Source organism: Cupriavidus sp. DF5525 (genome assembly GCF_040149425.2).
GTDB classification, from domain to species: Bacteria; Pseudomonadota; Gammaproteobacteria; order Burkholderiales; family Burkholderiaceae; genus Cupriavidus; species Cupriavidus pickettii_A.
On record NZ_CP168267.1, the window covers coordinates 859,073 to 873,506 of the forward strand.

13 protein-coding genes and 3 pseudogenes are annotated in these 14,434 nt (G+C 61.4%); 2 read left to right on the top strand and 14 right to left on the bottom strand.

Going from position 1 to position 14,434, the window contains the following annotated elements; translation table 11 throughout:
- Nucleotides 1-8: 8 nt before the first annotated feature.
- On the top strand, nt 9-1,217 hold the full coding sequence (locus ABNX08_RS38490) for an IS91 family transposase (RefSeq protein WP_374063815.1): 1,209 nt from the start codon (nt 9-11) through the stop codon (nt 1,215-1,217).
- Nucleotides 1,218-1,734: 517 nt separating this feature from the next.
- On the opposite strand, the pseudogene ABNX08_RS38495 reads toward ABNX08_RS38490, so the two are convergent.
- From ABNX08_RS38495 to ABNX08_RS38530, 8 genes and pseudogenes are all read right to left on the bottom strand, one after another.
- Nucleotides 1,735-2,230, bottom strand: a pseudogene (locus ABNX08_RS38495) (proline dehydrogenase family protein); the annotation flags it as partial.
- Nucleotides 2,231-2,469: 239 nt separating this feature from the next.
- Complete coding sequence (locus ABNX08_RS38500) at nt 2,470-3,561, bottom strand: porin (protein ID WP_349606451.1); 1,092 nt, start codon at nt 3,559-3,561, stop codon at nt 2,470-2,472.
- A 284-nt stretch (nt 3,562-3,845) separates the two neighbouring features.
- Nucleotides 3,846-4,160, bottom strand: coding sequence for an NIPSNAP family protein (locus tag ABNX08_RS38505; RefSeq protein ID WP_349606449.1), 315 nt, complete (start codon nt 4,158-4,160; stop codon nt 3,846-3,848).
- A gap of 456 nt (nt 4,161-4,616) precedes the next feature.
- Nucleotides 4,617-5,003 (bottom strand): 2Fe-2S iron-sulfur cluster-binding protein, encoded by a 387-nt coding sequence (locus ABNX08_RS38510; RefSeq protein ID WP_374063816.1) that lies wholly within the window; start codon nt 5,001-5,003, stop codon nt 4,617-4,619.
- A pseudogene (locus tag ABNX08_RS38515) lies at nt 4,948-5,362 on the bottom strand (Rieske 2Fe-2S domain-containing protein); the annotation flags it as partial. The pseudogene ABNX08_RS38515 and the gene ABNX08_RS38510, both read right to left, overlap by 56 nt.
- 18 nt (nt 5,363-5,380) lie before the next feature.
- Nucleotides 5,381-6,447, bottom strand: a pseudogene (locus ABNX08_RS38520) (maleylacetate reductase).
- An 11-nt stretch (nt 6,448-6,458) separates the two neighbouring features.
- Entirely contained in the window at nt 6,459-7,331 is an 873-nt protein-coding gene (locus ABNX08_RS38525; RefSeq protein WP_349606445.1) for an intradiol ring-cleavage dioxygenase, read from the bottom strand.
- Nucleotides 7,319-8,932: an FAD-dependent oxidoreductase gene (locus ABNX08_RS38530; RefSeq protein WP_374063737.1), complete on the bottom strand. Its 1,614-nt coding sequence runs from the start codon at nt 8,930-8,932 to the stop codon at nt 7,319-7,321. The genes ABNX08_RS38525 and ABNX08_RS38530 overlap by 13 nt, the downstream gene beginning before the upstream one ends.
- 171 nt (nt 8,933-9,103) lie before the next feature.
- On the opposite strand from ABNX08_RS38530, the gene ABNX08_RS38535 reads away from it, so the two are divergent.
- Nucleotides 9,104-9,646 (top strand): MarR family transcriptional regulator, encoded by a 543-nt coding sequence (locus tag ABNX08_RS38535; RefSeq protein WP_349606441.1) that lies wholly within the window; start codon nt 9,104-9,106, stop codon nt 9,644-9,646.
- On the opposite strand, the gene ABNX08_RS38540 is transcribed toward ABNX08_RS38535, so the two are convergent.
- The 6 genes from ABNX08_RS38540 to ABNX08_RS38565 form a co-directional block, all read right to left on the bottom strand.
- Complete coding sequence (locus tag ABNX08_RS38540; protein WP_349606439.1) at nt 9,643-10,362, bottom strand: ABC transporter ATP-binding protein; 720 nt, start codon at nt 10,360-10,362, stop codon at nt 9,643-9,645. The genes ABNX08_RS38535 and ABNX08_RS38540 overlap by 4 nt on opposite strands.
- Nucleotides 10,355-11,125 carry an ABC transporter ATP-binding protein gene (locus tag ABNX08_RS38545; protein WP_349606437.1) on the bottom strand — a complete coding sequence of 257 codons (771 nt, stop codon included), beginning with the start codon at nt 11,123-11,125 and terminating at the stop codon, nt 10,355-10,357. Before ABNX08_RS38545 ends, ABNX08_RS38540 begins: the two co-directional genes overlap by 8 nt.
- Nucleotides 11,122-12,144, bottom strand: coding sequence for a branched-chain amino acid ABC transporter permease (locus ABNX08_RS38550; protein ID WP_349606435.1), 1,023 nt, complete (start codon nt 12,142-12,144; stop codon nt 11,122-11,124). The genes ABNX08_RS38545 and ABNX08_RS38550 overlap by 4 nt, the downstream gene beginning before the upstream one ends.
- Nucleotides 12,144-13,064 carry a branched-chain amino acid ABC transporter permease gene (locus tag ABNX08_RS38555; RefSeq protein WP_349606433.1) on the bottom strand — a complete coding sequence of 307 codons (921 nt, stop codon included), beginning with the start codon at nt 13,062-13,064 and terminating at the stop codon, nt 12,144-12,146. The genes ABNX08_RS38550 and ABNX08_RS38555 overlap by 1 nt, the downstream gene beginning before the upstream one ends.
- Nucleotides 13,065-13,072: 8 nt before the next feature.
- The gene (locus ABNX08_RS38560; protein WP_349606430.1) at nt 13,073-13,687 is read right to left on the bottom strand and encodes a flavodoxin family protein; all 615 of its coding nucleotides are present in this window, start codon (nt 13,685-13,687) and stop codon (nt 13,073-13,075) included.
- A 67-nt stretch (nt 13,688-13,754) separates the two neighbouring features.
- Nucleotides 13,755-14,390 carry a c-type cytochrome gene (locus ABNX08_RS38565; RefSeq protein WP_349606428.1) on the bottom strand — a complete coding sequence of 212 codons (636 nt, stop codon included), beginning with the start codon at nt 14,388-14,390 and terminating at the stop codon, nt 13,755-13,757.
- Nucleotides 14,391-14,434: the final 44 nt, after the last annotated feature.

Genomic DNA, 14,434 nt, shown 5'->3' on the forward strand with positions numbered 1-14,434 from the left:
AGCCGGCGATGCGACCGACGCTCGAGGTGGCGGATGTCTTCCGCTGCTGCGGCCCACAGTACCGGCAGACCCATGCCGACGCCCTCAGTCGTGCCCAACGGCGCACGATGAGCGCCATCGAGTTGTGTCGCACCGCCTCGCTCGGCGGACATGTTGAGCAGTGCGATACCTGCGGTCATCAGCGCATTTCCTACGACTCGTGCCGCCATCGCTGCTGTCCGAAGTGCCAGTCGCTCGCCCGCGCGCAATGGCTCGAACGCCGTCGCGCCGAACTGCTTCCCGAGGTCGAGTATTTTCATGTCGTCTTCACTCTGCCCGAGCCCATCGCGGCCCTCGCCTACCAGAACAAGAGGGTGCTCTATGACATCCTGTTCCGCACCAGCGCCGAAACGCTTCGCACCATCTCCGCCGACCCGAAGTACCTAGGCGCGGAGATCGGCTTTCTCTCGGTCCTGCACACGTGGGGCCAGAATCTGCTGCACCATCCGCACGTGCACTGCGTGATACCAGGCGGCGGCATTGGCCCGGACGGCGAGCACTGGATCGCTTGCCGACCCGGCTTCTTCCTGCCCGTGCGGATCCTCTCGCGGCTCTTCCGGCGACTCTATCTCGACCGGCTGCGTCGCGCGTTCGACGACGGTGCGCTGCGCTTCTATGGCCAGCTCGATCCGTTGCGCGATCCGCGAGCCTTCGCCGCCTGGATCGGGCCCGCAGCTCGTGCGGAGTGGGTTGTCTACGCCAAGCCACCGTTTGGGGGAGCCGCACAGGTGCTCGATTACCTGGGCCGCTACACACATCGCGTCGCCATCTCGAACAACCGGTTGCTGCGCTTTGATGGCGAATCGGTACTCTTCCGGTGGAAGGACTACCGCCACGAAGCCCGCCACAGGACCATGACGCTCACGGCCGACGAGTTCATCCGCCGCTTCCTGTTGCACGTGCTGCCCGTCGGCTTCAAGCACATCCGCAGCTACGGGTGGCTCGCCAACTGCCACCGGGTAGCGCGCCTTGCCATCTGCCGACGGCTGCTCGGTGTCGAGCCCCCCGCCGATGCGTCACCCACCATTCGGGAAGACTACCGTGACCGATACCAGCGGCTCACCGGCAGGTCACTGCGTGATTGCCCCGTCTGCGGCAAGGGCCACATGGTTCGCGTCGAAGGCGGAGCGCCTGGCATCTTGCCGCGGGCTCCACCTGATCCCAGCCATGGACACTGACCGGCATCAGCACCAGCCCCTAAGCGCGTTGGTCTTCCCCATGCGGCCAACGCGAATCGACTCGTGTTTTGCCGTCTTCGCACCATCACAAGGTCGCGAAACTCCGCACTATCTGCCCGCTGACCCTCGCATTCTCACTGTCTTCGCGCGACCGGCTTTGTCAGACCGTCCGCTTCCGGCTTGCGATGGCCACTCGCCGGGTATCGCAAATGATCACGCCGTTCATTCAATGCCCATAGACGCAAGCGCCTGCGGAGCGGTTTAGCACAACCGATTTTTTGTTTACCGCTCGCGGACCGATCCCGTTAGTCCGACTCATACATTTGTGGCCGCGACCGCCAAACAAAAAAACCTCTGCTCTATGTCAAAAACAGGAGAAAAACAGCAGCGATTTCGACCTAGCCAACGAGCACCGCCTGACGTCGCTGTCGTCGGCGCTGCTGGCCGGCACCGCCAAGGGCGCGTTCTATGTTTGGCCCGGACGCGTGGTGACATGCTTCGGCACCTTGCTGCAAAGGATGCCGGCCGAATTGGAAGGGGTCTTGCTGTACAGCGTGCGCGGCGACGGGATGCGCGGATGCCGCAGGCCCAGCGTGCCTTCGTCGCGATGCATGGCCTCGATTACGGCGACCGCGTCGGCGACCGACTCGTCCAGCGAGATGGTGTCGTCGGCAATGCGGTTCACGAACGAGGTATTGGCGCCGTTCTCCAGCCGGCGGCGCACCAGGTACGCCAGCAGCGTCTCATGTGTGCCGACCAGCGCGTAGATGCGGCACGGGCGGTTGAACTTGCCGTCGACCGTGTCCGACCACCCGTTGTGCGTCGCGGCCTGTGTAGACCGCGGTAGCCCTCCAGCCCTTCCACCTGGGCGCGCTTGATCTCGCTGTCCCAGTAGGCGCGTCCTTCACCGGGCGGTGGCGGCTGCCGCGGGCCAAGTCGATCAGGTAGTCGATCGCGAACGGGCAGCGCTTCTGGTAGCCCTGCACCACGAAGCCGATGCCGTTCCAGCCAGCCGGTTTTTGGGCTTTATCCCGGCTCGCCCTCAACAGCAGCAAGGACCGTCATAACGCTCTGGATAAAGCGGCGGCGCCGCAAGTGTCTGACATCAGGATCGACTTTTTGAAGGCTGACAAGACTGAATCAGAGCTCTGCAAGGCCTACTCTGAACAGAGTCCCAGTGCGATTAGACGGAAACCGAGGGCGCTGCCTTGCTGCGTCGGGTTATGCAAAGCCTTCTGGGCGAGGAGCCTCCTCAGAAGGTGTGCTTCACACCGACCATTGCGCCGAATTGATTTCCGCCGGGTCCCGGATTTGTGCCAGCCTGGCCGCCGTTGACGGACAATGCCAAGTTTCCACGGTTGTCAATAAAGCCTGCCGTCCCGTAAGCAGAAGTACGCTTCGAAAAGGCATAGGTTCCGCGCCCGGCGAACATCCATGCTTTATTGGGGCTATCGTGGAAGCGGAGATGGTAGGCCTCGGCGTCCACACTGAATGCTGCTGTGATCGGATACGAAACGCCTGCGTAGTACATGTCGCTGCGTGGGGTTGTGCTTGCGCGATTATCGCGGCGAAGCCATCCTCCACCAATCTTGGCATCGCCAAGCATGAAGTAGCCGTTCACGGATAGCCGGTCGTCGGTCAGTGAACTGTTCGTGAGGCCACCGAACGCACCGGGCCCGCCTCGCAGAGAATCGTAGGCCACTCCTACACTCCAACGCTGAGCGTCATACTTGAACAGCGCCGACCACTCCCGGCATGCACGACTGTCCGCCGTGTTTTCGCCGGCGCAATTCGTACCGGCTGGGCTTGGGCCGGCATTGACGACATCACGCCCAAAGCTGTAAGTGGCCCCAACCGTCACTCCGCCAAAAGTACCCTTGTAGGAAATGGCATTGTCTGCTCGCGTGTTCGGGATATAGCTGTCGAGAGAACCTGATCCGAAGATGTTGGGCCCAAGCATGTCAGGCTCCGCCATTGCCCAGAACAGCATCGTGTACTGACGTCCAAATGCCACCTGGCCCCACGCGCCGGATAGGCCTACAAGCGCTTGGCGACCGAACAACCGCCCGCCCTGATTTGCCGCGCCGCTATCTGGCGAAAAGCCAGACTCCAGCCAGAAGAGTGCCTTGTTTCCCCCTCCCAGGTCCTCGCTACCACGTAGCCCCCAGCGCGACGGTACGGTAGCGGTCAAGTTCGGCATGAACGCCTCGGTATCCCGTGCCGCGCCTACGCCATTGACAAATGCGACACCTGTGTCGACCACGCCATATAGTGTCACGTTCTGCGCACCGGCCAAGCCTGGGGTTGCAGTCAAGAGCGCCGTCGCAATCGTGCGAATCTTCATATTATCTCCTCCATGTTTTGGTTTTATATATTTTTATCACGCATTAGCCACCCGTTTGTCGCGGCCCCTTCGCGGTAGCGCACGACCGGGCCTGAGGTGGTGCAAGCCAGCATGCGAACTTTTGACAATGCGATCATCTGGTCATTGCCGCCAGCCGAACTATGCGGGAACGCCCGCCCCTATCGGATATCTTCATGCGAAGGATGTCCGTGTACATCGCCCGCTGACTTTCAGTTCCGTAACGGTGAGACCAACCGCTTGTGTGAGCGAATCATCTTGGCCCTTCACCGGATAGGAGAGAACGGCGCTGGTAGAAGAATCTCACTCTTTTGCGCAATAACGAATGAACCAGCCTTGGCCAGGAACGCGCGCCATGACTCTTTGCCAGAGAGGGTTGCCCGACGGTGTACTCTCTCTTCAAACGAATCAAAACCCCACAGCTGTACAACTCGATTCAGCTCCCCCGTCTCCGTGGTGAAGTACCCCAGGAGGTTACCCAGTGCCTCCGCTTGGATGCCCAGACCCTCGGCTTCGTAAAGGGACAGGAACTCTCGTACCTTGCCCGGCTTCAATGAGTAGGTGCGTTGCTCAATAATCATGACAATGGCTTCTTTTGAGTGCGATGGACGATTTTGGCGGTGACGCCCTTAGTAGACTATTGACGGCTGGGATGTCGTCTTCAGTCATGCGAGATAACAAGGCGCGCATTAAATGAGGGTGCGGTACTCAGCGACGGGGTCGCGCTACTACTCCTGACCATATTCTTGTCGGCCCGGCCTCCTAAATCCAGATGTCACAGGTAAAACCATTGTATAAATCCAACTTATGCTTCATTTTTAATATCCTGGTCGAGTTCCCATGGCGGCAAGGGACTAAAAGGCCAAGTACCGCAAGCCGAATGGCTTCGCGCAGGCATCGCATAGCTCTCGGAAACCGTGGCAATCATCGAACTATGCGGGCGTCTATCCGGCGCATGCGATCCTTACAGATCCAGCACCAGCACGCTGATCTTCGCCCTTGAACAACACGGTATGAATTGATCGTTCTTCGCGCGCTCATCGTCCGTGAAGTACACATCCCTGTTCCGGCGCGCCATCCAGCAGGTGCGTGATGCAGGTCCCGCATACCCCTTGCTCGCAGGAGAGCGGAACATCGATACCGTTTTCCTCGAGCACGGGCACGACGGTTTTATTGGCCGGCACAGTAAGGCATCTGCAACTGCTGCCGACCTTCACCTCGAACTCGCTATCCGCCGACGTGTCCCGCCAAAGTATTCCAGATGCACATTGCCGCTGGCCCAGCCACTCTGCTTCGCGGTTGAGGTCACATACTCGATGAAGCCGGCGGGTCCGCACACGTACAGATGCGTCCCTGGGTCGGGCCGCGCGGCGTCTCGTCGTTTTCCCGCTGGCCGATGCTGCTGGAATGCACATAGGTCTCATGCGTCAGGTCAATCAGGTTGTCGATCATCAGGCAGTAGTCGCAACCGATGTGATACAGGCCTCCGCCATAGCCCCGATCCGGGCTCTCCGCCCATTCCAGCGGATGGATCAACGCGGGATCGGCTTGCGCCGCATCGCCCGGCCAGACCCAAACGAAGCCATGGCGCTCCACCACGGGAGAACTGCGGATGCATGGAAGCGCCGACGTGCTGCAGCGGCATGGAGATGGTCGTGCCTTCGCATTCGATTTCGAGGCCGTGCTAACCGCAGATCAGCTTACCGTCGCGCAAAAAGCCCAGTGACAGCGGCGCGCCGCGGTGAGGGCAGAAATCTTCCAGTGCGACGACCTTGCCTTTGGCTTTTCAGGAACATGGGCTTTACTCCTCGAGTATCAAGGGGGGCTGACCGGTGTATGCGCGTTCCAGCAGGCCTCGCAACGCATCCACCTCCAATGGCCGCGGATTGGGGTAGGCGGCCGTGGCCGCCAATTCCACCGCGCGGGCTATGTCTTCCTGCTTCATGCCGATGTCGCGCAGCGCGACTGGGGCACCTAGGCTTTTTGCCAGCTGCCACAGCCCGGTGGCAGCGTCTTCCTCGTCGATGGCAAGTGCGATGCGGCACATGACCGCGGGAACGGCGGGTGCGTTATAGGCCAGCGCGTGCGGCAGGATAATGGTATGGGTTTCGGCATGCGGCAGATTGAAGGCGCCCTCCAGCGTGTGGCAAAGCTTATGATGCAGAGCCATGCCGACGTTGCCCAGCACCGTGCCGCACAGCCATGCACCGTACAAGCACTCGCCACGGCCTCCGATGTCGCCCGGGTTGTCCTTCAGCTTGGGCAATCCCTGCGCTAGCGCGCGGATACCCTCTATCGCCAGCAGTTCCATGATCGGGTTGCAATCCTGCGCATACAGCACCTCGGCGGCATGCGCGATCGTTGATGCCACTGGTCACCGACAGCGAGAATGGCAACGTCGTGGTCAGTTCCGGATCGTAGAGCACGGTTTGCGGCAGCACGCACGGGTCCCGGCCGGTTTTTTTGATGTCGGCTTCGGTGACGCCGTAAATCGGTGTGACTTCCGAGCCGGAATAGGTGGTCGGTATCGCCAGGATGGGCAGCCCTGATTCGAGAGCGATGGCTTTTCCCAGGCCGATGGTGGAACCGCTCCCGATGGCGATGGCGCAGTCCGCGCCGATGCGGCGCGCCTCGTCGCGCGCTGCCCGCGCCGATTCGATCGGCACATGCATCACCGCCTTGGCAAAGATGCCGGCGCAGCGCTGGCCCAACTCTCCCGCCACCATCTCGGCCTGCCGCAACTGGTCAGGCGTCGACAGCACCAGGGCCTTGGTGGTCGAGCAGTTCCACTTCCCTCCGCAGATGCCGCAGCGCACCTGGTTCGAACACTATGCGCGGGATGCGGCTTTCATAGGTGAACTCCAACATCTGACTCTCCTTCATCTATCCTTCTTTGCCGGATTGAGCACGAAGTCGTACTCGAGCGTGTAAAAGGGGACTTCCATGATCGAACCGTCGGGCGCACGACCAGGTTCATGGCGCAGCCAGTCGGCGATCAGCGTGGAGCGGACGCCAAACACTGCGTCCGAATCGAGATAGGTACCGCCCTTGCGGAAAATATGGGTGATCAGGGTCTGGTAGCCCGTCTGCTTGATCAAGAAATGCAGGTGAGCCGGCCGCCACGGATGCCGTTCTGTCGCGCGCAGCATGTCTCCGACCGGACCGTCGTGTGGAATCGGATAAGGCTCGGCCACAATGGAACGGAAGTAGTAACGTCCATCCTGGTCGGCGCACAGGACGCCGCGCCCCTGGAACTTGCCCAGGCCGGCATATTGAACGTCATAGTAGCCGTCCTCGTCCGCTTGCCATACTTCGATGCGCGCATGCGGCACCGGCTCGCCGTCCACGCCGCGTATCACCCCGGACACGAAACACGGCTCGCCCTTGGCGCCGTTGGCAACGTCGGCCCCGAGCGGGAAAACCGGCGCGTTCTCGACATGGAAAGGACCGAACACGGTCGACTCCGTGCATGCCGGCGGCTTGCGGTTATTCATGGCCATCACCAGCGTCGACAAGCCGAGCGTATCCGACAGCAGGATGAATTCCTGGCGCTTGTCACTGCACATCTGCCCGGACCGCGTCAGGAACTGGATCGCTGTCATCAATTCGTCTTCGGACAGTTCCACTTCGCGCGCGAAGTTATGCAGATGCTGGACAAGGCTAGTCAGGATCCGCTTGAGGCGCGGGTTCGGCGTGTGGGCGATTTGCTCGATGACTGCGTGTGTAATCGTGTCTTCGTTCAAATTTTGCATGGTGGCTCGCCTAAGATTTGATGGAAAATTTCTTTCGCCCGGGCGCAGGAATTGCCGCGCCAGGCGACAATCTGGTCCGGCCGTATCAACGCAAAGTCCGCTTCGTACAACGCCCGCGCTTCGGCAACCTGCAGGGTGGCCACCTTAAGGTCGATCTTTCTGCGCTCGGCTTCCTCAACCATGGCGTTGCCGCCTCCCTCATCGGCCCCCAGGACCAACAAGGTCCATTCAAAGCCAAACGCGTCAAACAGCGAACTGCCATCCGCCAACCACAAGTGGGGCGGACGGCCGCCGGGGCAGGCGCTCGGGATATATTCGTTTGCCTTGTCGGGTGGCGGCACTGTGCCGTCCGAGACGATGGCGGCGGAACCGTCATAGCGGCCGCCGAAGGTGACGCCTGGAATATTGAATTCGGCGCGGCCATGTGCCCGGAAATAATGCCCGGCCTGTTCCCGGGCGCGCGCGCCCGCAGGACTATCTTCTTCAATCTCCGAAACTGGCTTGAAGAGCCCCAGCGAATCGGCAAAAGTTTTGGCGTAACTCGTATTGCGTTTGGCAATCGGCTGGCGTTCCGCCTCATAGCTGTCTAGCAGCGTGGCCGCGGCCTTGTCCTTGATGACGGCGGCGAGTTTCCAGGCGAGGTTGACCGCGTCCTCGATCGCCGTGTTATAACCCAGCCCGCCAGCTGGCGTGAACAGGTGCACTGCATCGCCGCCCAGGAACACGCGTCCTGAGCGGAAACGATTGCTGACCAGCGAGTGGCCGGCGGTCCACGACCCGCGCGAAAGAATCTCCACCTCGACCGGGGCGCCGGCGGCGGCCTGGAACATGCGGCGGGCGTCGTCTTCAGTCAGCTCGGTCTCGACTTCATGCGGCTGGAGCTGCGTATGGAAGGCGAATTCGCCCTTGCCATCCACGGCCGCCATAAAGGCCCGGCGTTCGGTGTTGAAGCACACATTCATCCACGCCCGGGGGTGGGGGCTGACGCGGTACAGTTCCGGGCAGCGGGCATAAATGGCGTACATGCGGCCGCCCATGAAGTCCCGGATCACCCCGGTCTCTCCGGTATAGAACAGGCCCAGTGCCTCGCGTGTCCTGCTGCGCGGGCCGTCGGCGCCCACCATGTAGCTGGCGGTCAACGTCTGCCGTAGTCCGTCCTCGACGCGCTCGACGTCGACTTCGACATGGGTATCGAGCTGCCGGAAGGCGTTCATGCGCCAGCCATAGTTGACCGACACGCCAGGGAGGCACTCTGCCTGCTTGCGTAACACCGCCTCGACGTATTTCTGCGACACGCGGTGTGGCAATTCAGCCGTGCTCCAGGAGCCCGCCAGGCCGTTGACCTTCTCCCTGGCTTGTCTCGCCGACGGCAGTTCGAACCTGCCGATCTCGTGCTTGCAGAAGCGCGTGAAGTACGCGATATCCGTCGGATAGTCGGCAGGCAAGCCCAGGCTTCTTACTTCATCGGCAAAACCCAGGCGCCGGAAATGCTCCATCGTCCGCGCCTGCGTGGCGTTGGCCTGCGGGTTGAATGCGGTGCCGGGCTTTTCGTCCACCAGCACCGCTGCTATCCCGCGTCGCCCTAATTCGTTCGCGAGCATCAGCCCGCAGGGGCCTCCTCCAATGATCACAACTGAGCTTTTGACTGGCAGCATATAGACCTCGTTTCACTATCTGATGTAGAGAGTCGCAGGGAAACTAGTAAGGTTTCCTTACTTAAATGCGATAGTAAGGTAGTCTGACTACATGGTCAAGGGCGGAAGCGGGTACGATTGTCAATTGGCGCCGGTTCACGGCAGGTATTTAATGCAAACATGACGGCAAAAAGAAAGAACACGAAAAAGACGGAGTCCCCGGCCACCAGCACGGCTGCCTACGAATGGCGCAAAAGCAACATAGGCCGGCTGTTGAATATGGCGACCCAGCGCTTTGAAAAGCGTGTGTTGGAATTGATGGCCGAAGCTGGCTATGGCGAGTTCACCTTGAGCCAGATGTCGATAACCCGCAATCTGGATGTGGGTGGCACGCGCGCGACGGAGATTGCGAAGCGGGCCGACATCACCAAACAATCCGTGGGCGAGCTAATCGGCCAGCTTGAGGAAATCGGCCTGATAGAACGCATTCCGGACCCGGATGACAAGCGTGCCCGCATCGTGCATTTCACTAATGCTGGGCTGGCCTGGCTTGAATCCTTTGAAATCGCCATCAAGCAAGCCGAGCATGAAATGCAGGACGAATTGGGTGCGACAAGCTTCAAGCTGCTCAAGCAAGGCCTGGCCCAGTTTGGGGCGGACGAGGATACCTTGCGCGACTAGACTCCCAGATACTGATGAATGATGGCCGGTTCGTTACGCAAGGCGTCCGAGCTGCCGCTCCACACGACCTTTCCCTTTTCCATCACGAAGTGTCGGTCGGCGAATCTCAGTAGCGCGCCGACATTCTTGTCGATCACGATTTGCGACAAGCCGTCGCATTTCAGTTCGCTCAGGGCGTTCCAGATTTCCGCGCGGATGATGGGCGCCAGTCCCTCGGTGGCCTCGTCCAGAACCAGCAAGCGCGGATTGGTCATCAGCGCGCGCCCGATCGCCAGCATCTGCTGCTCGCCGCCGGACAACTGCCACCCCAGGTTGCCGCGGCGCTCCTTCAGGCGTGGGAATAAGCCGTACACCCGCTCCAGCGTCCACTTCTTGCGGGACGACTCCAGGTCCCGGCTGGCCCGCGCCGTTGCCACCAGGTTTTCTTCCACCGTCAGGTTGGGAAACACCTGGCGGCCTTCCGGCACCAGGCCCAGTCCCAGCCGCGCAATCTGGTGCGACGCCAGCGTATTGACCGAGTGGCCGGCGAACCGGATCGCGCCCGATTTGACGGGCAACAGGCCGAACAGGCATTTGATCGTGGTGGAACGCCCCATGCCGTTGCGCCCGAGTAGCGTAACGACTTCACCCGCCTTGACATTGAACGAGACGCCAAAGAGTGCCTGCGCATGCCCATAGGAGGCCTGCACATTCTGCACGTTGAGCAAGCTAGTCATGAGTGCACTCCTTAATATCTTCTTCACCGAGATAGATGGTCTTGACTGCCGGGTTCTCCCTGACTTGGTCCGGAGTGCCGGTAAACATCACTCTCCCGTAGACCAACACTGTGATGCGGTCTGCCAGCGCAAATACCGCTTCCATGTCGTGCTCGATCAGCAAGATCGAATAGCGGCCTTTCAGACTTTTCAGTAATTCGACCACCGCGCCCGATTCCTGTGGGCTCATACCCGCCATCGGCTCATCGAGCAGCAGGCACTTCGGTTGCGCAGCGAGCGCCATGGCCAGCTCCAGCTGGCGCCGCTCCCCATAGCCGAGATCGGCAGCGGGGATATCGGCCCGCCCCGCCATGCCGGTGGCCTGCAGCGCGGCTTCGGCCGCCTCGACCAGCGGCGTGCGGCCGAGCATCGGTTGCCAGAAGCGGAACGCATGTTCCTGCGCACCCAGCGCGGACAACACGGCGTTTTCGCGCACGGTGAACTCCTCGAAGATGGACGTGATCTGGTAGGAACGCAGCAAGCCCATCTGCGCACGCCGGTGTGTCGGCAGCGCGCTCATGTCCGTGCCGGAGAACAGCACCCTGCCCTCACTGGAAGACAGTTCGCCCGACAGCTGGTTGATAAGCGTGGTCTTGCCGGCGCCGTTGGGGCCGATGATGGCATGTAGTTCGCCGGCTTGGATATCCAGCGACACGTGGTCGGTGACCAGCAAGCCGCCGTAACGCTTGACCAGCGCTTCTGTTCGCAACAGGTTGGCGCTCATGATTGTCCCTCCGACTTGGCTTGCACCACGGCGGCTCTGCCTCGCGGCCGGCCGTGCATTTGTGCCAAGCGTGCTTCGATTCCTTCCAGGAGGCCAACCAGGCCGGCCTTGCCGAGCAGCGCCATCAGCACGATGAGCGGGCCGAACACCACCATCCAGTGTTCGGTGAACAGCTTGATCACCTCTTCAAGCCCAAGCAAGGCAAAGGCGCCTAGCAGCGCGCCGTACACCGTGCCGATACCGCCCAGTACTACCATCACGATCAGATCGCCCGACACCATCCATGACAGGGTACTGGGCGACGCAAACGCGTTCAGGTTGGCCAGCAGCATGCCGGCGATGCCGCACAGGATGGCCGAGAGCACATAGGCAGACAGCTGGTATTGCCGTGCCGGCAGCCCGATCGCATTGATGCGCCGGGCGTTGCGCTTTGCGCCGCGCAGCACCATGCCGAAGGGGGCCACGCGCAATCGCGCCATCCACCAGATCAGGAGCGCAAGCACAGCCAGCGAGAACGCGTAGACGGTATCCGGCTGGCCCAGGTCAAGTCCGAAGAACTTCGAGGTGGCCAGGATCGTGGTGCCGTCGTCGCCGCCGTAGTGCTTCAGGCTGACGAAGACGAAATAGCCCATCTGTGCGAACGCCAGCGTGATCATGATAAAGGCGATGCCTGTGGTGCGCAGGTTGATCGCGCCGGTGACCAGACCAACCAGGCCGCAGGTGACGACGCAGACCGCCAGATGGACCCATCCGCTGTCGATGCCGTAGAACGCCGGGATCGCGACGCTGTAAGCGCCCAGCCCGAAAAACAGCGCATGGCCCAGGCTGACCAGGCCGCCGTAGCCCAGCGCGAGATTGAGCGCGGTGGCAGCGATCGCATAGACGATGATGCGCGCGACGAAAGTGACATAAAACGGCTGCTCCAGCGCATGCGCGACAAAGGGAAGCAGGACCAGTACCGCGAACAGCAGCAGCGGCACCGCCACGGAAATCCGGAACGCGGATGGTTTGGCTTGCATTATTTTCTCCTGGCGGGGAACAGGCCCTCGGGGCGGAATGCGAGCACCAGCGCCATCAGGACATAAATCATCATCGAAGCCAGCGCCGGCCCCGCCGCATTGGCGAGGTCGCGGCTCATCAGCTCGCGCAGCAAGGTCGGCAGGAAGGCGCGCCCCAGGGTGTCGACCACCCCGACGATTAGCGCGGCATAGAAGGCGCCGCTGACGGAGCCGATGCCGCCGATCACGATCACCACCAGCGTGGTGACCAGCACCGGCTCGCCCATGCCGGTCTGCACTGACAGGACGGGCGCGGCCATGACGCCGGCAAGCCCCGCCATCGCGGCACCCAGCGCGAACAGCAGCGCATTGAGCAGCTGGATGTTCACGCCCAGCGCACCGACCATGGCCGGATTGACGGCGCCGGCGCGTATCAGCATGCCGAGCCGGGTGCGGTGCATCAGGTAGTGCGCGCCAACCGCCACCGCCAGGCCGACCGCGATAATGGCGAAGCGGTAGGCCGGATAGCTCGCGCCGAACAGATCGATCGTGCCTTCGAGGGCGGCCGGCACCGGCAGGAAGTGCGGTTGCGGGCCCCAGATCATGCGGGCCGCCTCGTTAAAGAACAGCACCATGCCGAAGGTCGCCAGCACATGATCGAGGTGGTCGCGGCTGTACAGGCGCGAGACGGCGATGCGCTCCAGCACCACGCCCAGCGCAGCGCAGCCGCCCACAGCCGCCAGCACGGCAACCGTGAACGACTCGGTCTGCTGGAACGCCGCCGCCGCAAAATACGCGCCGAGCATGTACAACGAACCGTGCGCTAGGTTCACGAAACTCATGATGCCGAACACCAGCGTCAGGCCGGCCGCCAGCAGGAACAGGAGTATCCCGAACTGCAGCCCGTTCAGTAATTGTGGAAGGATCAAGCCGATATTCATGACAGTTCCTATTGCGCGGCGTACTGGATCCGGGCGGCGTCTGCATGGGCAGGCAGAGACGCCAGCCGCTTCACTACCGCTGCGACATTGGCGCCGAATACCTCGGCCGTTTTAAGGTCGCCGGGTATCATCTCCTCGACCGAGGCGTCGCCCGGCGTGGTCACCAGCAAGCCAAGGTAGCCACCCAGATGGTTGATGTCGTCGCGGGTCGACGCTTTCTCGGCGGACGGGTGCATGTCGGTTCCAGCCCAGAGCATCTTATGGTGGGCGGCAAAGGTCGCCAGGTAGGAAATGGTCGATCCCTTGTCACCATTCAGGCTGGCCGAGTTGGTGAAGCCAGCTGCAACCTTGCCCTTCCATTCTTTCCTGAACCAGGTCTTGCTGGATGCGTCAGCAAACTTCTTGAATTGCCAGGACACATTGCCCATGTAGGTGGGGGAGCCGAAGATCATGCCGTCCGCATTCTTCAACGTTTCCCACGCGGCCTCGGGAATGTTGCCTTCTCTATCGATGGCGATGAGTTCGACTGTCGCATTGGCCGATGCGGCGCCGGCCCGTACATGTTCGGCAACCCGCTTGGTGTGCCCATAGCCGGAGTGGAAGACAATAGCGATGGTGGTCATGAATAGCGTTCCTTTCTTTCAATCTATAGATGGGTCAAGGTGTATGCGCCGGCTGCGCCGTGATCGTTTACGGTCGGCGCCCATTCTCCGGTTTGGCGGCGGTCAGTGTCGATGTATAGGTCGACACCGCCTTAATATCCTCTAGCGTGAGGTTCGTGAGAATGGCTTTCATCACATATGCTTCGTGGATGACAAAGCGCTTGGTTTTGAGAACGCCCAGCACGAATTCGAGATAGTCCGGCGACTGACCGCCTATCCTTGGAAAGATTGGCGCGATCGCACTGCCAGTCACGCCATGACAATGGATGCATGCCGGGATACCACGCTGTGAATCCCCCTCGCGGTGCAGTTTTTCGCCGGGCGCCAGCAGTTCCGCATTGTTGGACGCATAGGGCTTGCCGGGCGCCTGCGACGAATAATAGGCTGCGGCGTCCAGCATGTCGCTGGCGCTCAGGTTCTGGGCGACAGGTTGCATGATCGGACTTCTGCGCTCGCCTGTTTTGAACAGCATCAATTGCGCCACAAGGTAGCTGGACAATTGCGCGGAAAGATTCGGAAACGTACTGCTTACGGCATTTCCCTGAGTGCCGTGGCACTGGGCGCAGGCCTGCATGACGATGCGCTGGCCCTTGGCAACATCACCCTGCCGGTCGCCAAAGCTGGCCTGGTTGTAGGCCGCGATGGTCCTGGTTTCGATCGCCATGCCATCCGGTCCTGCCATGGCTGGGCTCGCGGCTGCCGATTCAG